The organism is Streptomyces sp. NPDC045026, from assembly GCF_056432625.1.
In genome coordinates, this window is sequence record NZ_JBWKIS010000009.1 from 154656 (window position 1) to 179714 (window position 25059).

The window sequence follows — 25059 nt, forward strand, 5'->3', positions numbered from 1 at the left end:
GTGTGCGCGCCCCTGGTCGAGCGCGCCCCCGGAGGGACGCCGGCCGCCGCGCCGTCGACCGGCATCCCAACTCGCCGGTAGCGTTGCACCGTAGCGCCAAGTACAGGTCCTCGATCGCAGTGGGAACCGCTGATTCGGGAGAGAGGCGATGGTGTGGAGGGCACAGGAGCGGAACAGGGGCGGGGTGATCCGGGGCTCTTCGGGCCCGGTTCGGTCACCTGGCAGGTGCACGCGGATCCGATGATGTGGGTTGCCGGTGTGCGTGCGCTCTACTTCCAGGCGCTCCTTCCGCGGGCCGTTCGGGGCGTCATGCAGAACTCGGACTTCCGGAAGGACGCCTGGGGGCGGCTGATGCGGACGGCCGGGTTCGTCGGCACGACCACGTACGGGACGACTGAGGCCGCCGAGCGCGCCGGTGTTCGCGTGCGGAAGATCCACAGTCATCTCAAGGTCACCGATCCCGACACCGGGGAGCCGTACGGCGTCGACGAGCCTGAGCTGCTCCTGTGGGTGCACTGTGCCGAGATCGACTCCTACCTCCACGTCGCACGCCGCTCCGGGTTCCGGCTCACGGAAGCGCATGCCGACCAGTACATCGCCGAACACCGCACCAGTGCCCGGCTGGTGGGCCTCGACCCCGCCGACGTGCCCGGCGACCGGGCCCAACTCGCCGCGTACTTCGAGAAGATGAGGCCCCTGCTCGCCGCCGGTCCGGAGGCCCGGGACGTCGACGACTTCCTGCTCAGGCCGCCCGTTCACCCCCTGCTGATCCCGGCGCGCGCGACGCTGTGGCGGCGCGTGTCGCAGCTCGCGTACGCCTCTCTGCCGCCGTACGCCCACGAGTTGTACGGCAGGCCGGCCCCGACACCGGCCGCCGTGACCCGGGAGCTGCGGTTCACCGGAACCGTCCTGCGCTGCGTTCCCGCACGTGTGCGCTGGCAACTCCCGCCGAAACACATCCTGCGCGCCATGTCACGACTCGGCCCCGGCAGCCGCCCGGCACCGTACAAAATCGGGAGTCGGACGGCCATACTGGACAGGCCGGGGAGGGCGCAGCGAGGCGACGGAGGCGACAGCGCGAGATGCCGGAGTCGGGGGAGACCAGGCTGATCCAGGGCCGGTACCGGCTGCTCGATCTCATCGGGCGGGGCGGTATGGGCGAAGTGTGGCGCGCCAGGGACGAGTCGCTCGGGCGCAGAGTCGCGGTCAAGTGCCTCAAGCCCCTGGGGCCGCAGCACGACCAGTCCTTCACCCGGGTCCTGCGCGAGCGCTTCCGCAGGGAGGCCCGCGTGGCGGCCGCCCTTCAGCACCGCGGGGTGACCGTCGTCCACGACTTCGGCGAGCACGACGGCGTGCTGTACCTCGTGATGGAACTCCTGGAGGGCAAGAACCTCAGCCAGCTCCTGGAGGACAACAAACAGCACCCGTTACCCGTCGCCGACATCGTCGAGATCGCCGGCCAGGTCTCGGCCGCGCTCGCCTACACCCATGAACAGAGCATCGTCCACCGCGACTTGAAGCCCGCGAACATCATGCGGCTCACCGACGGCACGGTGAAGATCTGCGACTTCGGCATCGCGCGGCTCGGCCACGACATCGGCTTCACCTCACGCCTCACCGGCACCGGCATCGCGATGGGTACCCCGCACTACATGTCGCCCGAGCAGATCGGCGGCGACCACGTGGACCAGCGCAGCGACCTGTACTCGTTCGGCTGCGTGCTCTACGAGATCGCGACGGGAGCGCCGCCGTTCGACCTGGAGGACGCCTGGGCCGTCCTCGTCGGGCACCGCGACACCCTCCCCGAACCGCCCCGCACGCACCGAGCGGAGCTCCCCGGCTTCCTGGACCGGATCATCCTCGACCTGCTCGCGAAGGAGCCGGACGAGCGGCCGCGGGACGCCCGTGAGCTGGCCCGCCGTATCGGTGACAGCCGTTCTCCGTCCGGATACGTTCCGACGGTGACCACCACGCCGGCGTGGCAGACCGCTGTCGAGCCGGGGCCGCCGGTGTCCCGTGAGCCGCGGCTGCCTTCCTGGACGCGCGGCATGACGACGGGCCACAAGGCGGCAGGCCCGCCCGTCCTGCGCGGCACGCCGCCCGACGCGGCGGCTGGGCTGGCTGGAGAGTGGATCGCCCGCCCCGAGTCGCGACGCGGGGAGCAGTCGATCCCTGCGGAACGCCCCACGCCGGCACCGGAGTTGGTCGCGCATCTCGCCGCCCGGCACAATGCGGGCCTGAGCCTCGGCCGGCTCGGCCGCTGGGAGGAGGCCGGCGAGGTGCACCGCGCCGTCGCGGCGGAGCGCGAGCACGCCCTCGGCCCGGACCACCCCGACACACTCGCCAGCCGCTACGAGGTCGCCTTCACGCTCAGCCGCACCGGCCGCCCCGCCGACGCGCTGCGCGAGTACCGTCGCGTCACCGAGGGGTGCGAGCGGGTCCTCGGCCCCGAGCACCCCGAGACGCTCGGCGCCCGGCAGGAAATGGCCTACGTCCTGGGCCAGTTGGGGCGGCACTTCGACGCGCACCAGGTGTACACGTCCGTGCTCGCGGCGCGTGAGCGAGCCATGGGTACCGACCATCCGGACACCCTGCGCTGTCGCCACAACCTCGCGTACAACCTCAGCCGGCTCGGGCGCCTCGAGGACTCGTACCGCATGGCGTGCGAGGTTGCCTCGGCGCGCGCCCGCGTCCTCGGCCCCAGCCACCCGGACACGCTCGTCACCAAGTGCGAAGTCGCCTACGCGCTCGGTCAGTTGGGGCGGTGGACCGAGGCCCTGCGCGCCTACCAGGAGGTGGCGGAGGCCCGCGGACAGGCGCTCGGCGCCGACCATCCGGACACCCTCGCCGCGCGCTACGAGATAGGCATCAGCCTCGGCCGGCTCGGCCGCAGCGCCGAGGCCCTCGGCCTCTACCGCGACCTCATCGACGACCGTACGCGCGTCAGTGGCGCGGCCCACCCAGAGACCCTGCGCGCCCGCCACGGCCTCGGCGTGAACCTCGGGCGGATGGGCCGCTGGGAGGAAGCGCTCGCCGAGGCCCGCGACGTCTGCGCGATCCGCGCCCGGGTCCTGGGCGCCGACCACCCGGACTCGCTGGTCAGCCGGCGCGAGGTGGCCGTCGGGCTCGGCTGGCTCGGTCGGTGGGCCGACGCGCTCGCCGAGTACCGGCGGGTCGCCGCGGCCCGTGAACAGGTCCTGGGCGCCGACCACCCGGACACCCTGGCCAGCCGCAACGACGAGGCGCACTGCCTGGAACAACTCGGCCGCGGCACGGAGGCGATCGACCTGTACCGACGCGTGGCGGCCCTGCGCCGGCAGCGGGGGTCCGGCGGCCACTGAGCGTCTGGCGGCGGTCGCTTGCGCGTGATCGGACGCGTGCGGTCGCTGCCCGTGACCGGGAGCCCGTGATCGTCTGCCGGAGGTCGGCTGCGTGAGGTCGGCTGCCCGGGAGCGCTGCCCGCGGTCGTCTTCCCGCGAGCGCTTCGCCCAGTTGCCCGCTCGCCCGCTCGCTCGCCCAGTTGCCCGCTCGCCCGCTCGCTCGCCCAGTTGCCCGCTCGCCCGCTCGCTCGCCCAGTTGCCTGCTCGCCTGCTCGCCTGCTCGCCTGCTCGCCTGCTCGCCTGCTCGCCTGCTCGCCTGCTCGCCTGCTCGCCTGCTCGCCCGCTCGCCCGCTCGCTCTCCCCGCGTGCGGCGCCCGCGACACTTCTCCCCCCGCCCCCTCCAGCTCTCCCCGCGCCGCAGCTCTCCCCGCGTCGCGGGCCCCAGCGCCTCCCGTCCTGCGCGATCCGCCGCCCCGAGGTCTGGCCCGGCATGATCGGCTCGTGTTACCAAGAGGGATGCCAGCACACGAGCGCTACGACGTCGTCATCGTCGGCGGAGGTCACAACGGCCTCGTCGCCGCCGCCTACCTCGCTCGGGCCGGACGTTCCGTCCTGGTTCTCGAGCGGCTCGGCGCCACCGGCGGTGCCGCCGTCTCGACCCGGCCGTTCGCCGGGGTCGACGCGCGCCTGTCGCGGTACTCGTACCTCGTCAGCCTGCTGCCCCACAAGATCGTCGACGATCTCGGGCTCGACTTCGCGGTGCGCGGCCGCACCGTGTCCTCGTACACGCCGACCGTGCGCGAGGGGCGGGCCACCGGGCTGCTCGTCGGCGGTGGCGAGGAGCGCACCCGCGCCTCCTTCGAGCGCCTCACGGGCGGCGGGCGCGAGTACGCGGCCTGGACCGACTTCTACGAGACGACCCGCCGCGTCGCCGAGCGGGTCTTTCCCACGCTCACCGAGCCGCTCCCGGACAAGGACGCGCTGCGCCGGCGGGTCGACGACGAGGCGGCCTGGCGGATGCTCTTCGAGGAGCCGATCGGCGCCGCCGTCGAGGACCGCTTCACGGACGACCTGGTGCGCGGCGTCGTTCTCACCGATGCCCTGATCGGCACGTTCGCCGACGCCCACGACCCGTCCCTCCAGCAGAACCGCTGTTTCCTCTACCACGTGATCGGCAACGGCACCGGCGACTGGGACGTGCCCGTCGGCGGCATGGGCGCCCTCACCGACGCCCTCGCCACCGCCGCGCGCGCGGCAGGCGCCGAGCTTGTCACCGGGCACGAGGTGACCCGCGTCGAGACCGACGGGCGCCGCGCCGAGGTGACGTACGAGTCGGAGAGCGGCGCGGGCCGCGTCGGTGCCGGGCACGTGCTCGTCAACGCGTCCCCGCAGGCCCTCGCCGCCCTCGTCGGTGACGAGCCGCCGACCCCGGCCGAGGGCGCGCAGCTCAAGGTCAACATGCTCCTGACGCGGCTGCCGAAGCTGCGGGACACCTCCGTCGACCCGCGCGAGGCGTTCGCCGGAACGTTCCATGTCGCCGAGGGCTACGAGCAGTTGGCGACCGCGTACGGCCAGGCGGCGGCCGGTTCACTGCCCGCGGCGCCTCCGTCGGAGATCTACTGCCACTCGCTGACCGATCCGACCATCCTCGCCCCGGACCTCGTCTCGCGCGGATACCAGACCCTCACCCTGTTCGGCCTGCACACGCCCGCCCGGCTCTTCGCGGGAGACAACGACGCCGCGCGCGCCGAGCTCCTGAAGGCCACCCTCGCCCAGCTCGACGCGCAGCTCGCCGAGCCGATCGAGGACTGCCTCGCCCTGGACGCCGACGGCCGGCCGTGCATCGAGGCGAAGACCCCGCTCGACCTGGAGCGGGACCTGCGCCTGCCCGGCGGCAACATCTTCCACCGCGACCTGTCCTTCCCGTACTCCCAGGAGGGGACGGGCCGTTGGGGCGTCGAGACGGCCCACGCCAACGTCCTGTTGTGCGGCGCGGGTGCCGTGCGCGGCGGCGGGGTCAGCGGGATTCCCGGGCACAACGCGGCGATGGCCGTACTCGGGAAGTGAGCCGCCGACCCCGACCCCGGCCCCTCAACTCAAGCCGCCGACTCGAGCCCGACCCAGGCTCCCGAAGGGGGCCCGCGCGCCGCTCAGTCCCGCGACGGTGACCACCCCACCGCCTCGATCCGCGCGGCGTCGGACGGGCGTGCCTCGTCGAACACCGTCCGGCGGCCGTCGGTGACGCGCACCCCGTCCACGTACACCCCGCGCCCCACGTACAGCTGGTCCGTCGCGTAGCGCCAGCGGAGGTGGACCTGGCCGCCCTTGAACGCGCCGAGAGGGGCGGTCAGGCTGTGCCAGGTACGGCCCGACCAGCCGTCGGCGGTGCCCTTCGGGTGGTCCTCGGCGCTCTCTCCCTTACGGGTGGTCGTGAACGGCAGGGCCTGCCAGGTCGCCCCGGCGTCGGCCGACGCCTCCAGGTACAGGAAGTCGGAGTGCGGCTCCGTGTCCCACCACAGATCGCAGCGGAGGCTCGCGGTGTCGGACGTGACGTCGAGGCCGGGCAGGGTGAGCGTCGCCGACGTGGCGCTCGCCATGCCGGAGAACCAGGCGGTGCGGCCGTGTGCGGGGCGTACGGCGACGGCGCGGGCGAGGTTGTTCGCCGCGGCGACCCGGGGAGCGGAGCCGGATCGCCAAGTGCGCACGGGGTGGACGGAGTTGCCGAGCACGATGAGGAACGAGTCCGTCGTCGGGTCGAGGACGATGGACGTGCCGGTGAAGCCGGTGTGCCCGGCCGTGCGCGGGGTCGCCATCGCGCCCATGTACCAGTGCTGGTAGAGCTCGAAGCCGAGGCCGTGCTCGTCTCCGGGGAACGCCTGGTTGAAGTCGGTGAACAGCAGCCGCACCGACTCCTCGGACAGGATGCGCGCCTTGCCGTACGAACCTCCGTTGAGGAGCGTGCGGCCGAGGATCGCGAGGTCCCACGCGCAGGAGAAGACACCGGCATGGCCCGCCACTCCGCCGAGCCCGAACGCGTTCTCGTCGTGCACCTCGCCCCACACGAGTCCGCGGTCGAGCCCCGACCAGGGCAGGCGTGCGTCCTCCGTCGCGGCGATCTTCGGCTTCCACGAGGCGGGCGGATTGTAGCGGGTGCGGCGCATGCCGAGGGGGCCGGTGATCCGCTCGCGCAGGAGCACGTCGAGGGTCTGGCCCGTGAGCTTCTCCAGGACCAGCTGGAGCGAGATCAGGTTGAGGTCGGAGTACAGGTACACGGTGCCGGGCGGGTTGAGGGGAGCCTCGTTCCAGATGAGCCGGAGCTGACCCTCGCGCGTCGTTTCCTTGTAGAGGGGGATCCAGGCACGGAATCCCGAGGTGTGCGTGAGGAGTTGACGGATCGTGATGCCCTGCTTGCCGGCGCCCGCGAAGTCGGGGATGTAGGAGGCGACCGTGGCCTCCAGCTCCAGCTTGCCGCGCTCGATCTCCTGTACCGCGATGAGCGAGGTGAACAGCTTCGAGACGGAGGCCAGGTCGTAGACCGTGTCCTCGGCCGCCGCGATCTGCTGGTCGGCGGGGAACTCCACGCCCGTGTCGGACTTGTCGTCGTAGGCCGAGTAGCGCACGGCCTTGCCGATCGGCTGGTGGAGCGCGACCGTGCCGCCGCGGCCGGCGAGCAGCACGGCGCCCGCGTACCAGGGGTACTTGGGGGAGGGGGCGAGGAACTTCTCGGCGTCGGCGACGAGCTGGCGCAGATGCCCGGCGACCAGGCCGGCCCTCTCCGGGGACCCGCGTCGCAGCGTGGTTCCGTGCCCGTCGGCGTGCCCGCCCGTGTGTGTGTCCGCCGCGGCGGCGGGCCCCGCCGGGAACGGGGCGATGGCCAACGCCCCGCCCAACGCCAGCATGCCCGCGCCCAGTTGGCGACGGGAGACCCCGTCGCCCGTGTCGTGCAGTCTGTCCGCCGCGCCGTCGGTCATGAACGAACCCCTTCTGAAAGAATCTTTCGGGATCTAGCTCGACGCCTGAAACTTTCATGTCAGGTTCCGGTCGTGTCAAGCTCGGAATTGCGTCGCAGAAATCTGACGCAGCATCAGAAAGTGTCTTCCCTCGTTCGGAGGAGTGCGGCATTCTGCGCCCATGCAGACGGAGCTGAGCAAGAAACTGGGGATCGAGCACGCCATCTTCGGCTTCACGCCCTTCCCGGCGGTGGCCGCCGCCATCAGCAGGGCCGGGGGGTTCGGCGTGCTCGGCGCGGTCCGCTACACCGCACCCGACGACCTGGCCCGAGATCTCGACTGGATGCAGGAACACGTCGACGGCGCACCCTACGGTCTCGATGTCGTGATGCCCGCGAAGAAGGCCGAGGGTCCGAACCACCAGAAACTGACCGAGGCCGACGTCGAGGCGATGATCCCCGAAGGACACCGCCAGTTCGTCAGAGACACCCTCGCCAAGCACGGTGTGCCCGAGCTCGCCGAGGGCGAGGCATCGGGCTGGCGCATCACGGGCTGGATGGAGCAGGTCGCCCGCAACCAGCTGGACGTAGCCTTCGACTACCCGATCAAACTCCTTGCCAACGCGCTCGGTTCACCACCCGCCGACGTCATCCGGCGCGCCCACGAGCACGACGTGCTCGTGGCCGCCCTCGCGGGCAGCGCACGGCACGCCCGCAAACACGCGGACGCCGGCATCGACATCGTCGTCGCGCAGGGCTACGAGGCCGGCGGACACACCGGCGAGATCGCGTCCATGGTGCTCACGCCCGAAGCGGTCGACGCCGTGGCGCCACTGCCCGTCCTCGCGGCCGGCGGAATCGGCAGCGGGGAACAGATCGCGGCTGCCCTCGCGCTCGGCGCCCAGGGCGCCTGGCTCGGCTCCCTCTGGCTCACCACCACCGAGGCCGACCTCCACTCCCGCGCACTCACCGCCAAACTCCTCGCGGCCGGCTCCGGCGACACCGTCCGCTCCCGCGCCCTGACCGGCAAGCCCGCGCGCCAGCTCCGCACGGAGTGGACCGACGCCTGGGACGACCCGGCGGGCCCCGGCACCCTGCCCATGCCGCTCCAGGGGCTGCTCGTCGCCGAGGCGGTCTCGCGTATCCAGAAGTACGAGGTCGATCCGCTGCTCGGCACGCCCGTCGGGCAGATCGTCGGCCGGATGACGAGCGAACGCCCCGTTCAGGCCGTGTTCGACGACCTCACCCGCGGCTTCGAGCGCGCCGTCGACCGGATCAACCGCATCGCAGGAAGGAGCGGCCAGTCGTGAACACAGGCCCCCACCCCAACAGGACGCCCTCCAACAGCACTCCCTCCAACAGCACTCCCCCCAACGGATTCTGGGCCCAGGCCACCGAGGATCCCGGCCGCACCGTCCTCGTCGCACCCGACGGGGAGGAGTGGACCGCGGGCCGGCTGCATGCCGACGTCAACAAACTGGTGCACGGTCTGCGCGCGGCCGGGCTCGAACGAGGCGACGCGTTCGCCGTCGTCCTGCCCAACGGGGTGGAGTTCTTCACCGCGTTCCTCGCCGCCTCGCAGGCCGGCTTCTACCTCGTCCCGGTCAACCACCATCTGGTCGGCCCCGAGATCGCCTGGATCGTGGCCGACTCCGGAGCGAAGGTCCTCGTCGCGCACGAGCGCTTCGCCGAACAGGCCGTTGCCGCCGCCGACGAGGCGGCACTGCCTGCAGGACAGCGGTACGCGGTAGGAGTCATCGACGGCTTCCGCCCGTATTCCCAACTCCTCGACGGGCAGCCCGAGTCGGTGCCGGACGACCGCACGCTCGGCTGGGTCATGAACTACACCTCGGGAACCACGGGCCGCCCCCGCGGCATCCGCCGCCCTCTGCCCGGCAAACTTCCCGAGGAGACCTACCTCGGCGGCTTCCTCGGCATCTTCGGCATCAAGCCGTTCGACGACAACGTCCACCTGGTCTGTTCGCCGCTCTACCACACGGCCGTGCTCCAGTTCGCGGGCGCGTCCCTGCACATCGGGCACACCCTCGTCCTGATGGACAAGTGGACCCCCGAGGACATGCTGCGCCTCATCGACACCTTCAAGTGCACGCACACGCACATGGTGCCGACCCAGTTCCACCGCCTGCTCGCCCTGCCCGAATCCGTCAGGAGCGCGTACGACGTGTCGGCGATGCGGCACGCCATCCACGGCGCCGCGCCCTGCCCCGACCACGTCAAACGCGCCATGATCGACTGGTGGGGCCACAGCGTCGAGGAGTATTACGCGGCCAGTGAGGGCGGCGGCGCGTTCGCCACCGCCGAGGACTGGCTGAAGAAGCCCGGCACGGTCGGCAAGGCCTGGCCCATCAGCGAACTCGCCGTGTTCGACGACGACGGCAACCGGCTGCCGCCCGGCGAACTCGGCACCGTCTACATGAAGATGAGCACCGGCGGATTCTCGTACCACAAGGACGAGACCAAGACGAAGAAGAACCGCATCGGCGACTTCTTCACCGTCGGCGACCTCGGCATCCTCGACGAGGACGGGTATCTCTTCCTCCGCGACCGCAAGATCGACATGATCATCTCGGGCGGCGTCAACATCTACCCCGCCGAGATCGAGTCCGCGCTCCTCACCCACCCGGCCGTCGCCGACGCCGCGGCCTTCGGGATCCCCAACGACGACTGGGGCGAGGAGGTCAAGGCGGTCGTCGAACCTGCGGAGGGACACACGGCCTCGGACACGCTCGCCGCCGAGATCCTCGCCCACTGCGAGCGCCAACTCGCAGGCTACAAACGGCCGAAGACCGTCGACTTCATCGAGACGATGCCGCGCGACCCGAACGGCAAGCTCTACAAGCGCCGCCTGCGCGACCCGTATTGGGAGGGCCGTACGCGCGCGATGTGATCCACGGGCGGAGGTGTGACGGAGGAGCGGCCCGGGGAGAGATCCCCGGGCCGCTCCCGTCGTTCAGCGGATTCTTGTGAGGAACCCTGGGCGTTCACGCCCGGGAGGAATCGTATCCACGGGGTGTGACGCGGAGCGTCGCCGTGATGTGCCGCTGGCCATCCCGGCTGCGGAGCCACCCTCATCGCGTGAGTCCTGGACGCAGCCGAACCCATCACAGCCAGTGATGACTCGAGCAGCAAGCCCGGTCGTTCCACGACCGGGTAGTTGACGGCGCACGAGATGAAGCGGTGCTCGGCTGTCCGGGTCCGACGGCCTGTCCCGGCACCGCCGAAGCCGGGGCGCCGGCGTGCTGAGCACTGACACTTCCGATGTCGGCGCACTTTCGCGTCGGCCGGCATCACGTGCCTTGATTTCGCGTCGGACGGGGCACAGGATCGCGCCATGACGGGTGTCAGCAATGCCATGACGGGTGTCAGCAATGAACGAGACGTACGTGCCAGCACGGTCGACGGGACGCTGCGCCGCAGCGCACGGCGCGCCCCCGAACGCGTCGCCGTCCGCTACGGCGCGCGTACCTGGACGTACGCCGAACTCGACGCGGCCGTCTCGCGCGCGGCCGGCGTGCTGCGCGGCCTCGGTCTCGGACGAGGGGACCGCGTCGGCGCCTACGGGCACAACTCGGACGCGTACCTGATCGGCTTCCTGGCGTGCGCACGCGCCGGGCTCGTGCACGTGCCGGTCAACCAGAGCCTCACCGGGGACGACCTCGCCTACATCGTCGGTCAGTCCGGCTGCGCACTGGTACTGACCGACCCCGGCCTGACGGACCGGCTCCCCTCAGGCGTGCGCACCCTGGCCCTGCGCGACGCGGACGAGTCCCTGCTCGCCCGGATCCCCTCCGCCGAGCCGTACGACGGTCCGCAGCCGGACGCCGACGACCTGGTGCAGCTCCTGTACACCTCGGGCACGACGGCGCTGCCCAAGGGGGCGATGATGTCGCACCGGGCGCTCGTCCACGAGTACGTCAGCGCGATCCATGCCCTCGGCCTCAGGGAGACGGACCGGCCCGTCCACTCCCTGCCGCTCTACCACTCGGCGCAGATGCACGTCTTCCTGCTGCCCTATCTAGCCGTCGGCGCGCAGAACACGATCCTCGACGCCCCGGACGCCGCGAAGATCTTCGACCTGGTGGAGGCGGGCGCCGGCGACAGCCTCTTCGCGCCGCCCACCGTCTGGATCGGCCTGTCGCAGCACCCGGACTTCGCCACCCGGGACCTGAGCGGCCTGCGCAAGGCCTTCTACGGCGCGTCGATCATGCCGGTGCCGGTCCTCGAACGGCTCCGCGCGCGCCTGCCCGGACTAGCCTTCTACAACTGCTTCGGCCAGAGCGAGATCGGGCCCCTCGCGACCGTCCTCGGGCCGGACGAGCACGAGGGCCGGATGGACTCCTGCGGGCGGCCCGTCCTGTTCGTCGAGGCACGGGTCGTCGACGAGGACGGCAAGGAGGTGCCGGACGGCACCGCGGGTGAAGTGGTCTACCGCTCACCGCAGTTGTGCGACGGCTACTGGGGCAAGCCACAGGAGACCGAGGCGGCCTTCCGCGACGGCTGGTTCCGCTCGGGAGATCTCGCCGTGCGCGACGGTGAGGGCTACTTCACCGTCGTCGACCGCGTGAAGGACGTCATCAACTCCGGGGGAGTGCTCGTCGCCTCGCGCCAGGTCGAGGACGCGCTCTACACGCACGCGCAGGTGGCCGAGACCGCCGTCATCGGACTGCCCGACGAACGATGGATCGAGGCCGTCACGGCCGTCGTCGTGCGCGGCGGCGAGGTCAGCGAGGCGGAACTCATCGCCCACGCCCGCGAGAGGCTCGCCCACTTCAAGGCGCCCAAGCGGGTCGTCTTCGTGGACGAACTCCCGCGCAACGCCAGCGGCAAGATCCTCAAGCGGGAGCTGCGGGACCGGTTCCGTACGGCGCACTGAGCCCGCCGGAAAATGACGAGCGGAGGTGGCCGGGGCCCTGTTACGGTCCGACCATGAAGCGACGCGCAGCTGCCATGACGACGACGCCGGAGAGTGTCCCGGCGCGCTGACAGCTGTCTCAGTCCGAAGCCCCGGGGCGAGTGCCCCGGGGCTTCGCCGTGGGACCACTCGCCCGACGACCGCGAGGAATCCCCAGATGAACGAGCAGAAGCAGAACCAGCACAAGCGCGACCAGCAGAACCACGACCAGCGCAGTGAAGATCACGCGAAGCGCGAGAGCCACAAGCCAGAGAGCCACAAGCCAGAGAGCCACAAGCCAGAGAGGCACCAGCCCGAGAGCCACCAATCCGAGGGTCCGAAGCACGACCACCGCAGGCTCGGCCGTGAGCTCGGCCTCTTCGGCACCGACCCCCTGATCGGCGCGGGACTGCCCTACTGGCTGCCCGACGGCGCAGCGGTACGGCACACCCTCGAGGAGTACATCCGCACCGCCGAGCAGCGGGCCGGCTACCGGCACGTGTACTCGCCGGTCCTCGGCAAGCGCGAGCTGTACGAGATCTCGGGGCACTGGTCCCACTACAGCGACGACATGTTCCCCCCGATGGACCTGGGCGGCGAGCAGGTCGTCCTGCGGCCCAGCCTCTGTCCCCACCACGCCGTGATCTACCGTTCCCGCTCCCACAGCTATCGAGAACTCCCGCTGCGTATGGCGGAGTTGGGTGGCATGTACCGCTCCGAGCTGTCGGGCGTGCTCGGCGGACTGACCCGCGTACGGGCCATCCAGCTCAACGACGCGCACATCTTCTGCACCCTCGACCAGGTGGCCGACGAGGCGCAGGCGGCCCTGGAGATGATCCGCAGGGCCTACGAGGCGCTCGGCATCGCCCCGGCGCGCTACCGGCTCTCACTGCCGGGCCCCGGCGGGAAGTACGTCGCCGCCCCCGAGATGTGGCAGCGCTCCACCGCGCTGCTCACCGCGGTCCTCGACCGGTCGGGTCTCGCCTACGAGGCCGCGGAGGGCGAGGCCGCGTTCTACGGGCCCAAGATCGACGTCCAGGTCGCCGACGGCGCGGGCCGCGAGTCCACCCTCTCCACCGTCCAGGTCGACTTCCACCAGCCCGAGCGTTTCGACCTGCACTACATCGGTCCGGACGGCGCGAAGCACCGTCCGGTGATGGTCCACCGCAGCATCATCGGCAGCGTGGAGCGGGTCGTCGCGCACCTCGTCGAGCAGCAGGGCGGCGCCTTCCCGGCGTGGCTCGCGCCCACCCAGGTGGCGATCCTGCCGATCTCGGACGCTGAGCTTGCGCACGCCGACGCCCTCGCGCGGCGGTGCGCCGAGCTGGGGCTGCGGGCGGAGGTCGCGGGCCCGGACCGCGGCACCCTGGGCGCCCGCGTCCGGGAGGCCAGGCTCGTGCCGTACCAGGCGGTCATCGGCGCGAGAGAGGCGGCGGACGGTCGGGTCGCGCTGCGCCTGCGTGACGGCCGCCGCCCCGCCCCGTTGCCCGCCGAGGAGGCGCTCGCCAGGATCGGGGCAGTCGTCGGCGCGTACCGGCACGACCTGTGGAGCGAGGTGAGCTGACGGAGTCGGGGCCGATGAGGGAGGGTTACCCCGCCCGCCTCCGCAGGGCGGGTTACCCCTCCCGCCTCCGCACGGCGGGTTACCCCTCCCGCTCCCGCAGGTCCACGATGCGCTTGATCTTGCCCACCGACCGCTCGAGCGTCTCAGGGTCCACGACCTCCACCGTCACCGAGACACCGATGCCGTCCTTCACGCCGGTCGCGATGGCGCGGGCCGCCGCGTCGCGTTCGGCGGCGGTCGCGTCGCCGCGAGCCTCCGCGCGTACCGTCAGGGCGTCCATGCGGCCCTCGCGGGTCAGCCGGAGCTGGAAGTGCGGGGCGACGCCCGGAGTGCGCAGGACGATCTCCTCGACCTGCGTCGGGAAGAGGTTCACGCCGCGCAGGATGACCATGTCGTCGCTGCGGCCCGTCACCTTCTCCATGCGGCGGAAGGAGGGGCGGGCCGTGCCGGGCAGGAGCCGGGTCAGGTCCCGTGTCCGGTAGCGGATCAAGGGCATCGCCTCCTTGGTGAGCGAGGTGAACACCAGCTCGCCCTGCTCGCCGTCCGGCAGGACCTCGCCGGTGATCGGGTCGACGACCTCCGGATAGAACTGGTCCTCCCAGATGTGCAGCCCGTCCTTCGTCTCGACGCACTCCTGGGCGACACCCGGGCCGATCACCTCCGAGAGGCCGTAGATGTCGACGGCGTCGATGGCGAAGCGTTCCTCGATCTCGCGGCGCATCTCCTCCGTCCACGGCTCGGCGCCGAAGACCCCGACCTTGAGGGACGTGCCGCGCGGGTCCACGCCCTGGCGCTCGAACTCGTCGAGAATCGTCAGCATGTAAGACGGGGTGACCATGATGACCTCGGGGCGGAAGTCCTGGATCAGCTGCACCTGCCGGGCGGTCATGCCGCCGGACGCGGGGATGACCGTGCAGCCGAGGTGCTCGGCACCGTAGTGTGCGCCGAGCCCGCCCGTGAACAGGCCGTATCCGTACGCCACGTGGACCTTGTTGCCGGGGTGGGCACCCGCTGCGCGCAGGGAACGCGCCACCATGGCGGCCCACATGGAGAGGTCGTTCTCCGTGTAGGCGACGACGACGGGCAGGCCCGTGGTGCCGCTGGACGCGTGCAGCCGGCGCACGTCCGTGTCCGGCACGGCGAACATCCCGAACGGGTAGTTGTCCCGCAGGTCGGCCTTCGTGGTGAACGGGAAGCGGGCCAGATCGGCGAGCGAGCGGCAGTCCTCTGGGTGTACGCCCGCCCGGTCGAAGGACGCGCGGTAGAACGGCACCCTCTCGTACACGCGGCGCAGCGTCGCCCGCAGCCTCTCCAGCTGCTGTGCGTGCAGTTCCTCCGGGCTGAGCCGTTCCCCCGCGTCCAGTAGTTCTGTCATCGTCGACCGCACTCCCGAGCCCTGGGGGCCGACCGTCCACCCGTAGCGACATAACGGGCGATTCGGTCGACCGATCATTCGGTTGATCCGTTCAGGGCCAGTAATTCAAGGGGCGGGGCCAGGCGTCAAGAGGCGGGACGGACTCAATCGCCGGCGGTGCGCCCTCAGGCGTCACCGGCGGCCTCGTGGACGTATGGAGTCGTCGTGCTCAGCGCCGCGAAGCCGAGGCGCTGAAGGATGGGGCGGCTCATGCTGGAGGCGTCGACCTGGAGGTAGCGGTAGCCGCGGTCGGCGGCGATGCGGGTGCGGAACGCGACGAGGCTGCGGTAGATGCCGCGCCCGCGCCACTCGGCGACGGTGCCGCCGCCCCACAGGCTCGCGAAGTCCGTCCCCGGGTGCGTCTCCATGCGGGCCGCGCTCACCGGCACGTCCCCGGCCAGGGCGAGCACCGCGGGCACCGCGTCCGGGTCCGCGGCCAGCTGGGCCAGGAGCTGGTGCCGGGTGAGGCCGAGACTCCTGCCGAACGCCTTGTCGTGCACCTCGGCCATGAGGCCGACTCCGGCCTCGTCGGTGACGGGGAGCAGCCGGATCCCTTCGGGAGGCGGGACGTCCGTCGGCAGGTCCGCGACCTCGGCGACGAGGAGCGTCTCCAGGGGCTCGGGGACGAATCCGGCGGCCGTGAGCCGCCGAGGAAGGTCGGACGGAAGGTCGTGCCCGTACACCTTCCACTCGAATTCGCGCCCGAGCCCGGTGAAATGGCGCACCTGGGCGGCGATCGCCGCGTCCGCCGAGCTCTCGTCGAGGTCCGACCACACGACGCCGCTCCAGCCGCCCTCGGCGCCGGTCTGCCGTACCACGCCGTCCACCCGCTCGACCCGCGCGCCAAGGCCGTCGGGCTTGGCGTCCCGCCTCAGCTGCCGGTCGAACAGGGGCAACACTGTTTGATGATCCATCCGGTCACTCCAGCACCGGGACGACGGGGGCGGCAACCGGATTGTGTACCGGTGCGAGGCCGCGTCCCGTCGGGATCTGTCGTTGTGTCTGGTTACGCCCCGTCCGCCGTCACCGCCCGCGCCCACCGATAGTCCGCCTTGCCGCTGGGCGAGCGCTGGATGTGGTCGGTCAGGACCAGCTGGCGGGGGATCTTGTAGCCGGCGAGACGCGTGCGGCAGTGGTTCTGGATGTCGTCGAGCGAGGGCGGCGCCGCGCCCTCGCGGACCTGGACCACCGCGGCGACGTGATTGCCCCACTTCGGGTCGGGCACCCCGGCCACCAGCGCGTCGTACACGTCGGGATGCGACTTCAGCGCCTGCTCGACCTCTTCCGGGTACACCTTCTCGCCGCCCGTGTTGATGCACTGCGAGCCGCGCCCGAGGACCGTGACGATGCCCTCCTCGTCGACCGTCGCCATGTCCCCGAGCAGTACCCACCGCTCTTCGCCCTTCTGGAAGAAGGTCTCGGCCGTCTTCTTCGGGTCGTTGTAGTAACCGAGCGGGACGTGCCCGCGCTGGGCGATACGGCCCGGCTCCCCGGCGGCCACGGGTTCGTAGGTCGCCGGATCGACCACCTGCGTACGGGAGTTGACCCGCAGACGGAAACCCTTCTCCGGGCCCGAGTCGTCCGTCGCCGTGCCGTTGAAGCCGGACTCGGAGGAGCCGAAGTTGTTCAGGAGCATCACGTTCGGGACGAGTGCCTGGAACTGGGCGCGCACGGTCTCCGACATGATCGCGCCCGATGACGAGACGCTGAACATCGACGAGCAGTCCGTGCCCTTCATCGGCCCGTTCAGCGCGTCGATCAGCGGCCGCAGCATGGCGTCCCCGACGAGCGACACGCTCGTCACCTTCTCCTTCTCGATGGTGCGCAGCACTTCATCGGGCACGAACTTCGTGTGGATGACGAGGCGTTGGCCGAAGTTGAAGCCGATGAAGGCGGTGAGGGTGGAGGTGCCGTGCATCAGGGGAGGGGTGGGGAAGAAGGTGATCCCGTCGCCGCCGGCCGCGACGCGCTCGGACAGCTCCTCGGGCCTGCTCACCGGCTCGCCCGTGGGCGCGCCGCCGCCGAGCCCCGAGAAGAACAGGTCCTCCTGGCGCCACATCACACCCTTGGGCATACCGGTCGTGCCGCCCGTGTAGATGATGAAGAGGTCGTCGGCCGAGCGCGGCCCGAACCCGCGCTCCGCTGAGCCGGCGGCCTCCGCCTCCTTGAAGTCCACTGCCTTGACCGGCGGCGCGCCGGACGGCGGGGTCCCCACGCGCACGAGGTGGCGCAGCTTCTCCGTCTGTGGCTGGGCGGCCGCGACGCGTTCGGTGAACTCGGCGTCGAAGACCAGCGCCGCGAGGTCCGCGTCACGGTAGAGGTAGACCAGCTCCTCTTCCACATACCGGTAGTTGACGTTGACCGGGACGATCCGCGCCTTGAGGCAGGCGAGGACGGTCTGGAGGTACTCGATGCCGTTGTAGAGGTGCAGGCCCAGGTGCTCGCCGGGGCGGATCCCGCTGTCGATCAGATGGTGCGCGAGGCGGTTGGCGGCCGCGTCGAGCTCGGCATAGGTGAGCCGCCGCTCGGCGCCCGTGCCGGGATGGTCGATGTGCACGAGCGCCTCGCGGTCGGGGACCACGTCGACGACCGACTCGAACAGGTCGGCAAGGTTGTACTCCACCGCTCCTCCTGACCCAGGCGCCATCTCGATGTGGCCGTCATCTCAGCAGAGCCGCTGGGAACAGGGAAGGGCCCTCGCACAAGAAATCTGACTGACTGTCAGAAAACTCTTGAACTGGCCACCCGGCTACTGCAACCTGTTCTCGCATCCGAGACGTGCGCGGCATCCGAGACGCATCCGAGACGGGAGTACGGCCATGGGTGGCACGGAACACGACGCGGGACACGGGGCGGGCCACGGGACGGAACACCTCGCGGTGCGACGCGAGGGCGCCACCCTCGTGCTCACGCTCAACAGGCCCGAGGCCAAGAATGCGCTCTCGCTGCCGATGCTGGTCGGCCTCTACGACGGATGGGTCGCCGCCGACGAGGACGACGCGATCCGGTCGGTCGTCCTGACCGGAGCGGGCGGCACCTTCTGCGCCGGCATGGACCTCAAGGCCCTGGCCGGCAAGGGGATGGAGGGCGAGCAGTACCGGGACCGCCTCAAGGCCGACCCCGACCTGCACTGGAAGGCGATGCTGCGCCACCACCGGCCCCGCAAACCCGTGATCGCCGCCGTCGAGGGCTACTGCGTGGCCGGCGGCACGGAGATCCTCCAGGGCACCGACATCCGCGTCGCCGCCGAGACCGCGACCTTCGGCCTCTCCGAGGTCAGGCGCGCCCTCTTCCCGATCGGCGGTTCCACCGTGCGGCTGCAGCGCCAGATCCCGCGCACCCACGCCCTGGAGATGCTGCTGACCGGCAGGCACTACAGCGCGGCCGAGGCCCTCTCCATCGGGCTGATCGGCAGTGTCGTCCCGGCCGGCACCGCCCTCGACAGGGCCCTGGAGATCGCCGAGCAGGTCAACGCCTGCGGCCCGCTCGCGGTGGAGGCGGTCAAGGCCTCGGTGTACGAGACCGCCGAGATGACCGAGACCGACGGCCTCAAGTCCGAACTGGAGCGCGGCTGGCCGATCTTCGCCACCGAGGACGCCAAGGAGGGCCCCAGGGCCTTCGCCGAGAAGCGTCCCGCCGTCTACCGGCGCGCGTGAAGCCCTCCGACCGCCAAGGAGTCATGAAGTGCCCGAAGTCCTCAAAGCCCCGCTCGTCGTCGAGTTCCCCTTCACCCGCTCGCTCGGCCCCGTCCAGAGCGCCTTCCTCACCGGGCTGCGCGAGCAGACCGTGCTCGGTGTGAAGGCGGCCGACGGCAAGGTCCTCGTGCCGCCCGTCGAGTACGACCCGGTGACCGCCGCGGAGATCCGCGACCTGGTCGAGGTCGAGTCCACCGGAACGGTCACCACCTGGGCCTGGAACCACGAGCCCCGCCGCGGCCAGCCCCTCACCACCCCCTTCGCCTGGGTCCTCGTCCGCCTCGACGGCGCCGACACCGCCCTCCTGCACGCCCTCGACGCACCCGGCCCCGACGCCGTGCATACCGGTATGCGCGTGCGCGTCCGCTGGGCCGCCGAACGCACCGGTGCCATCACCGACATCGCCTGCTTCGAGCCATCCGACGCGGAGGGGGCGGAGGCGGCGGCTGTCGAACCCGCCGCGCACGACGGGCAGTTCGACGAACCGGTCACCGGGATCGTCGCAGCGGCCCGGCTCGACTACGTGTACTCCCCGGGCCGCGCCCAGACCGCGTACATCAACGCCCTCGCCGACCGGCGCACCGTCGGCGAACGCTGCCCGTCCTGCCACAAGGTCTACGTCCCGCCGCGCGGCGCCTGCCCCACGTGCGGCGTCGCCACGACCGACCGGGTCGAGGTCGGTCCGGCCGGCACCGTCACCACCTTCTGCATCGTCAACGTCAAGGCCAAGAACCTCGACATCGAACTGCCCTACGTCTACGCCCACATCGCGCTGGACGGCGCCGACCTCGCCCTGCACGGCCGCATCGCCGGCATCCCGTACGACCAGGTGCGGATGGGCCTCAGGGTCGAGCCGGTGTGGACCGAGGGCGGCCGCTACCCCGACCACTACCGGCCCACCGGCGAACCGGACGCCGACTACGACACGTACAAGGAGCTGGTGTAGATGCGAGAGGTAGCGATCGTCGCCTTCGCGCAGAGCGATCATCTGCGCACCACCGACGAACTCTCCGAGGTCGACATGGTGATGCCGGTGCTGCACCAGGTGCTGGCCCAGACCGGCCTCAGGGCCAGCGACATCGGCTTCACCTGCTCCGGCTCCTCCGACTATCTCGCCGGCCGCGCCTTCTCGTTCACCATGACCCTGGACGGCGTGGGCGCCTGGCCGCCGATCTCCGAGTCGCACGTGGAGATGGACGGGGCCTGGGCGATGTACGAGGCCTGGGTGAAGCTGCTCACCGGCGAGGTCGACACCGCGCTCGTCTACTCGTACGGCAAGTCCTCGCCCGGCTCCGTGCGCGATGTGCTCACCCGCCAGCTCGACCCGTACTACGTGGCCCCGCTGTGGCCGGACTCCGTCGCGCTCGCCGCACTCCAGGCGCAGGCGCTGATCGACGCGGGGGAGACGGACGAGCCCGCGCTCGCCGGGATCGCGGCCCGCAGCCGCGAGTCGGCGAGCACCAACTCCCATGCGCAGGTGAAGGGTTCGGTGCCGCAGGGCGACTACGAGGTGCAGCCGCTGCGCAGGGGCGACTGCCCGCCGGTCGGCGACGGCGCCGTCGCCGTGATCCTCGCCGCCGGTGACAAGGCGCGCGAACTGTGCGAGCGGCCCGCCTGGATCCGCGGCATGGACCACCGCATCGAGGCGCACAGTCTCGGCGTCCGCGACCTCACCGACTCCCCGTCCACGCGACTCGCCGCCGAGCGGGCCGGGGCCTACGAACGGCCCGTGGACACCGCCGAGTTGCACGCCCCGTTCACCTCGCAGGAGGTCGTCCTGCGCAAGGCGCTGAAGCTGGGCGACCACGTGGCCGTGAACCCCTCCGGCGGTGCGCTCGCCGCCAACCCCGTCATGGCCGCGGGCCTGCTGCGGATCGGCGAGGCCGCCGCCCGCATCCACCGTGGTGAGTCCGACCGGGCCCTCGCGCACGCCACGTCCGGCCCCTGCCTGCAGCAGAACCTGGTCGCCGTCCTGGAAGGAGACGCCCGATGAGCAATACGGGGCACGCCACGCACAAAGAACCCGTGGCCGTCGTCGGTATCGGCCAGACCAAGCATGTCGCGGCCCGCAAGGACGTCTCGATCGCCGGACTCGTCCGCGAGGCAGCTCAACGAGCCCTGGAAGACGCCCAGTTGACGTGGGCCGACATCGACGCCGTGGTCATCGGCAAGGCCCCCGACTTCTTCGAGGGCGTCATGATGCCCGAGCTGTATCTCGCGGACGCGCTCGGCGCGGTGGGCAAGCCCATGCTGCGGGTGCACACCGCGGGCTCGGTCGGCGGCTCCACCGCACTCGTCGCCTCCAACCTGGTCGCGTCCCGCGTCCACCGGACCGTCCTCACCCTCGCCTTCGAGAAGCAGTCCGAGTCCAACGCGATGTGGGGCCTGTCCCTGCCGATCCCCTTCACGCAGCCGCTGCTCGCCGGGGCGGGCGGCTTCTTCGCCCCGCACGTGCGCGCGTACATGCGGCGTACCGGCGCACCCGACCACGTCGGCTCCCTGGTCGCGTACAAGGACCGGCGCAACGCGCTGAAGAACCCCTACGCGCATCTGCACGAGCACGGCATCACCCTGGAGAAGGTCCAGTCCTCGCCGATGCTCTGGGACCCGGTCCGCTACTCCGAGACCTGCCCGTCCTCCGACGGCGCGTGCGCCATGATCCTCACCGACCGTGCGGGCGCGGCCCGCTCACCGCAGCCGCCGGCCTGGATGCACGGTGGCGCGATGCGCTCGGAGCCCACCATGTTCGCGGGCAAGGACTTCGTGTCACCGCAGGCCGGCAAGGACTGCGCCGCCGACGTCTACCGGCAGGCGGGCATCGGCGACCCGCGCCGCGAGATCGACGCCGTCGAGATGTACGTGCCGTTCTCCTGGTACGAGCCGATGTGGCTGGAGAACCTCGGCTTCGCCGCCGAGGGCGAGGGCTGGAAGCTCACGGAATCGGGCGTCACGGAACTCGACGGCGACCTGCCCGTCAACATGTCGGGCGGCGTCCTGTCCACCAATCCCATCGGCGCCTCCGGGATGATCCGTTTCGCGGAGGCCGCGCTCCAGGTCCGGGGGCAGGCCGGAGAACACCAGGTCGACGGCGCTCGCAAGGTCCTCGGGCACGCCTACGGGGGCGGCTCGCAGTTCTTCTCGATGTGGCTCGTCGGCGCGCAGCCGCCCACGTCCTGAACGGCTCGGCGCCGCGGCCTGTCCGCCGCGCGGGCCGATCGCTAGGCTGGCGGGCGGACGACGAACCGGGAGGAGCACGGACGTGGCCGAAAGCACCATCGAGCAGCACACGCTCGCGGGTTGGGACAAGCCGGACCTCGATCTGAGTGCCGCGGACTGGCATTCGAGCAGCAAGGGGCGGGGCGACGTCCAGATCGCCTTCGTCGAGGGGTTCATCGCGATGCGCAACGGCGACAGTCCCCAGAATCCGTCGCTGATCTTCACGCCCGCGGAATGGGGGGCGTTCGTGCTGGGGGCACGCGAGGGAGAGTTCGACCTGACCTGAGCCGGGGCTGACCCGAGCCGCTCTGCCTGACCTCGAGCCGCACAGGCCCGAGCCGCGGTCAGGTGAGGTTTCCGGCTTTTCCGACGACATGCGACATCCGGCCCTGCCCCTTCGCCCCGGTGTACGCGAGGCTGGGGGCAGGAACAGTCGCTCTTGCCGGGGCCCGTCGACACCGTGCCCCGGTGTCGGAGGTTGGACATGAGTACCCCGCGTCCCCTGCCCGTCGTGGCCGCCGTCGACGGATCCGAAGACAGCCTGCGCGCCCTGGAATGGGCGCTCACGGAAGCGGGCAGGCGCGGGGCGCCCGTCCGGATCGTCCATGTGCGCCAGTACGCCCCCTGGACCCAGCCCGGGGTACTGGTGTCCGGGCCGCCGGAACCCGCGGGCGACGCGGTCCTCGACGAGGTGCGCGCCACCCTGGCCGGGCGAGGCGAACTGCCACCGGTCGAGTACGTGACATCGGAGGGCGCTCCGGCGGCTGTCCTGCCTGAACTCGGCGCCGAGGCGCAGCTGTTGGTCCTCGGTTCCCGGGGGCGCGGCGGCTTCGCCAGTCTGCTGCTCGGTTCGAACGGCGTGGCCGCGGCGCGGGATGCCGCCTGCCCCGTCGTCGTGGTCCCCCGACCGGGGCGCTCCGTGCACGGTGACAACGACGTACCGCCCGGCCCCCGCGTGGTCGTCGGCGTCGAGGTGGACGAGCCCGACGACACCGTCCTCGCCTTCGCCTTCGAGGAGGCCGAGCGGGGCGGGGCGCGGCTTCAGGTGATCGCCGCGTTCCCGTGGCCGGCCCTCGCCTGGACGACGTTCGGCGACTTCACGCCCACGACCGTCGACCAGGAAGCGGCCGAACGCGAGACCCTGACGCTGGTGAACGCGGCGGTGGCCCCGTTCCGCGAGGCGCACCCCGACGTGCAGGCGGACCTGTACGTGGCCCCGGGCGATGCGGCCGGACACCTCGTCGAGAACTCCCGCGACGCCGAGCTCGTGATCGTCGGCCGCCATCGGCGCAGCTTCACGCGCCCCGCACCGATGCTCGGCTCCGTGACCATGGCGGTGCTGCTGCACGCGGCGAGCCCGGTCGCGGTGGTGCCCCCGGTCCTGACCGACAAGGCCTGACGACAAGGCCGAGGGTCAGTACAGGACCGCGCAGCCCCGCGCCGTGAGTGTCCCGAGCAGCGCGGGCGGTACGTGCACGTCGTTCCACCTGAGGTCCAGCTTCTCCAGCGCGGGCAGTGCGGCGATCCAGTCGGGCAGCTCGCGAAGCCGGTTGGACCGCAGATCGAGCCGCCGCAGCAGCGGAAGGGCGCGCAGGGCTGCGGGCACGTCGGTGAAGGCGTTCTCCCGCAGTTCGAGTTCCCGCAGCTCACGCAGGTGCCGTACGGAATCGGGGAGGGCGGTGAGCCGGTTGCCGCGCAGCCACAGCTCGCGCAGCAGGGTCAGGCCGCCGATCGAGTCGGGGAGCCGGGCGAGGGTGGCGTGCTGCGCGCGCAGCTCCACGAGACCCGTCATCGAGCCGATCGATGCCGGGAGACCGGCGAGCGGGTTCTCGCCGACGTTCAGATAGGCCAGCCGCGAGAGCCCGCCGAGCGAGTCCGGGAGCGCGGTGAGCGCGTTGTCGTGCAGGTAGAGGAAGCGGGTCAGACCCCTCAGATCGCCGAGCGTGTCCGGAACCGAGGTGAGTCGGTTGTGCCCGAGGTCGAGAGTGTGCAGGTGGGGGAGCGATCCGATGCGGTCGGGGAGCCGGGTGAGCGCGTTGTCGGGCAGGAGGAGAACCTCCAGGCGGGGGTGCTCCCACACCTCGTCCGGTACGTCGCTCAGGCCCGCCCGCCAGTACGAGAGCACAACCGCCCCCCTCAGGTCTAATGGATGAGCGGGACCTTATCATTAGCCATATGCGTGACATCAGCACAGGCCCGCGCGTCACAGCGCTCGCCCTGGACCTCGCCCTCACCATCCGCCACGACGGGCACGGCGGTGTCGCCGACGACCTCGACCGGCCCGAAGGGCTGACGGCCTGGGTGCGGGAGCACGCCGAGGCGCTGCCGGACACCCTCACGTTCGAGGCGGACGCGACGGCGCTCGCCGAAGTGCGCGAGGTACGGGCCGCCGTCCGCGCGCTCTTCGCCCACGCCGTGCGCCCCGGCGAGCCCAGCCCGGCCGACGCCCACCGGCTGCTCCCCGTGAGCGAGGCGGTACGAAGGCTCAACGCGGCGGCGGCGCTCGCCCCCACCGTCCCCGTCCTCACCTGGGACGACGGCGCCACCCCCCTCGTACGCCAGGAGGCACGCCCCCCGGCGGCCGCCGCCGACCTGCTCACCGCTGCCCTGGCCCGTGCCGCCGTCGGCTTCCTCGCGGGCGACGACCGCGAGCGGCTGCGCGCCTGCCACGCCCCGCGCTGTGTGCGCTACTTCCTCAAGGACCATCCCCGTCAGGAGTGGTGCAAGCCGTCCTGCGGCAACCGCGCACGGGTCGCCCGGCATCACGAGCGGCACCGCGCGGACGTCGCGGGAGACTGAACTCGTGGCGGGGCAAAGGCCGTTGAGTGATCTCGCAGGCGTTCGCCCGGAAGCCCCTGCCCGGCCGGTTGCACACCCGTGAGCAGGCCGGACCGTGCCCGCGGGAAGTGGTGACGCCCCCGGATCCGCCCGCGCCGGTCCGGTCAGGACCGCGTCGGGGCCGCGGCCCCCGCGCCGCGGAGTGCCCCGG

The 25059-nt window shown here is 71.5% G+C and carries 19 protein-coding genes; 14 read left to right on the forward strand and 5 right to left on the reverse strand.

Annotation, left to right across the window (positions count from 1 at the left end):
* Window positions 1–153: 153 nt before the first annotated feature.
* The 3 genes from AC07EJ_RS21300 (at window position 154) to AC07EJ_RS21310 (ending at window position 5387) form a co-directional block, all read left to right on the forward strand.
* A complete protein-coding gene (locus AC07EJ_RS21300) occupies window positions 154–1110 on the forward strand; it encodes an oxygenase MpaB family protein (protein ID WP_389482513.1) in 957 nt (318 codons plus the stop codon).
* The gene (locus tag AC07EJ_RS21305) at window positions 1083–3341 is read left to right on the forward strand and encodes a serine/threonine-protein kinase (protein ID WP_478884715.1); all 2259 of its coding nucleotides are present in this window, start codon (window positions 1083–1085) and stop codon (window positions 3339–3341) included. The genes AC07EJ_RS21300 and AC07EJ_RS21305 overlap by 28 nt, the downstream gene beginning before the upstream one ends.
* Window positions 3342–3836: 495 nt before the next feature.
* A complete protein-coding gene (locus AC07EJ_RS21310) occupies window positions 3837–5387 on the forward strand; it encodes a phytoene desaturase family protein (RefSeq protein ID WP_389482508.1) in 1551 nt (516 codons plus the stop codon).
* A gap of 83 nt (window positions 5388–5470) precedes the next feature.
* On the opposite strand, the gene AC07EJ_RS21315 is transcribed toward AC07EJ_RS21310, so the two are convergent.
* Complete coding sequence (locus AC07EJ_RS21315) at window positions 5471–7291, reverse strand: serine hydrolase domain-containing protein (RefSeq protein WP_389482506.1); 1821 nt, start codon at window positions 7289–7291, stop codon at window positions 5471–5473.
* 160 nt (window positions 7292–7451) lie between these two features.
* On the opposite strand from AC07EJ_RS21315, the gene AC07EJ_RS21320 reads away from it, so the two are divergent.
* The 4 genes from AC07EJ_RS21320 to thrS all read left to right on the forward strand — a co-directional run bounded on the left by AC07EJ_RS21320 (window position 7452) and on the right by thrS (window position 13745).
* On the forward strand, window positions 7452–8579 hold the full coding sequence (locus AC07EJ_RS21320; protein ID WP_389482504.1) for an NAD(P)H-dependent flavin oxidoreductase: 1128 nt from the start codon (window positions 7452–7454) through the stop codon (window positions 8577–8579).
* On the forward strand, window positions 8576–10177 hold the full coding sequence (locus AC07EJ_RS21325; RefSeq protein ID WP_478884716.1) for an acyl-CoA synthetase: 1602 nt from the start codon (window positions 8576–8578) through the stop codon (window positions 10175–10177). The genes AC07EJ_RS21320 and AC07EJ_RS21325 overlap by 4 nt, the downstream gene beginning before the upstream one ends.
* A gap of 444 nt (window positions 10178–10621) precedes the next feature.
* Window positions 10622–12163 carry an acyl-CoA synthetase gene (locus AC07EJ_RS21330; protein WP_389482500.1) on the forward strand — a complete coding sequence of 514 codons (1542 nt, stop codon included), beginning with the start codon at window positions 10622–10624 and terminating at the stop codon, window positions 12161–12163.
* Window positions 12164–12359: 196 nt separating this feature from the next.
* Window positions 12360–13745 (forward strand): threonine--tRNA ligase, encoded by a 1386-nt coding sequence (gene thrS / locus AC07EJ_RS21335; protein ID WP_478884717.1) that lies wholly within the window; start codon window positions 12360–12362, stop codon window positions 13743–13745.
* Window positions 13746–13824: 79 nt separating this feature from the next.
* On the opposite strand, the gene paaK is transcribed toward thrS, so the two are convergent.
* The 3 genes from paaK to AC07EJ_RS21350 form a co-directional block, all read right to left on the reverse strand.
* Window positions 13825–15120: a phenylacetate--CoA ligase PaaK gene (gene paaK / locus AC07EJ_RS21340; protein ID WP_389482496.1), complete on the reverse strand. Its 1296-nt coding sequence runs from the start codon at window positions 15118–15120 to the stop codon at window positions 13825–13827.
* A gap of 164 nt (window positions 15121–15284) precedes the next feature.
* Window positions 15285–16073, reverse strand: a complete 789-nt coding sequence (locus AC07EJ_RS21345) for a GNAT family N-acetyltransferase (RefSeq protein WP_478884718.1) — start codon at window positions 16071–16073, stop codon at window positions 15285–15287.
* Window positions 16074–16165: 92 nt separating this feature from the next.
* Window positions 16166–17782 carry an acyl-CoA synthetase gene (locus tag AC07EJ_RS21350; RefSeq protein WP_389482492.1) on the reverse strand — a complete coding sequence of 539 codons (1617 nt, stop codon included), beginning with the start codon at window positions 17780–17782 and terminating at the stop codon, window positions 16166–16168.
* A gap of 196 nt (window positions 17783–17978) precedes the next feature.
* On the opposite strand from AC07EJ_RS21350, the gene AC07EJ_RS21355 reads away from it, so the two are divergent.
* From AC07EJ_RS21355 to AC07EJ_RS21380, 6 genes are all read left to right on the forward strand, one after another.
* Window positions 17979–18815, forward strand: coding sequence for a crotonase/enoyl-CoA hydratase family protein (locus AC07EJ_RS21355; RefSeq protein WP_389482489.1), 837 nt, complete (start codon window positions 17979–17981; stop codon window positions 18813–18815).
* A gap of 28 nt (window positions 18816–18843) precedes the next feature.
* The gene (locus AC07EJ_RS21360) at window positions 18844–19800 is read left to right on the forward strand and encodes a Zn-ribbon domain-containing OB-fold protein (RefSeq protein ID WP_478884719.1); all 957 of its coding nucleotides are present in this window, start codon (window positions 18844–18846) and stop codon (window positions 19798–19800) included.
* A complete protein-coding gene (locus AC07EJ_RS21365; protein ID WP_393581782.1) occupies window positions 19801–20847 on the forward strand; it encodes a thiolase domain-containing protein in 1047 nt (348 codons plus the stop codon).
* Window positions 20844–22031 carry a thiolase domain-containing protein gene (locus AC07EJ_RS21370; RefSeq protein WP_389482482.1) on the forward strand — a complete coding sequence of 396 codons (1188 nt, stop codon included), beginning with the start codon at window positions 20844–20846 and terminating at the stop codon, window positions 22029–22031. The genes AC07EJ_RS21365 and AC07EJ_RS21370 overlap by 4 nt, the downstream gene beginning before the upstream one ends.
* Before the next feature lie 82 nt (window positions 22032–22113).
* The gene (locus AC07EJ_RS21375; RefSeq protein ID WP_389482479.1) at window positions 22114–22356 is read left to right on the forward strand and encodes a DUF397 domain-containing protein; all 243 of its coding nucleotides are present in this window, start codon (window positions 22114–22116) and stop codon (window positions 22354–22356) included.
* Window positions 22357–22554: 198 nt separating this feature from the next.
* The gene (locus tag AC07EJ_RS21380) at window positions 22555–23469 is read left to right on the forward strand and encodes a universal stress protein (protein WP_389482477.1); all 915 of its coding nucleotides are present in this window, start codon (window positions 22555–22557) and stop codon (window positions 23467–23469) included.
* Between the two features lie 15 nt (window positions 23470–23484).
* Here the strand turns inward: AC07EJ_RS21380 and AC07EJ_RS21385 are convergent, their stop codons facing one another.
* The gene (locus AC07EJ_RS21385; RefSeq protein WP_389482474.1) at window positions 23485–24195 is read right to left on the reverse strand and encodes a leucine-rich repeat domain-containing protein; all 711 of its coding nucleotides are present in this window, start codon (window positions 24193–24195) and stop codon (window positions 23485–23487) included.
* A gap of 50 nt (window positions 24196–24245) precedes the next feature.
* On the opposite strand from AC07EJ_RS21385, the gene AC07EJ_RS21390 reads away from it, so the two are divergent.
* Complete coding sequence (locus tag AC07EJ_RS21390) at window positions 24246–24869, forward strand: CGNR zinc finger domain-containing protein (protein WP_389482472.1); 624 nt, start codon at window positions 24246–24248, stop codon at window positions 24867–24869.
* The last annotated feature ends 190 nt before the right edge of the window (window positions 24870–25059 follow it).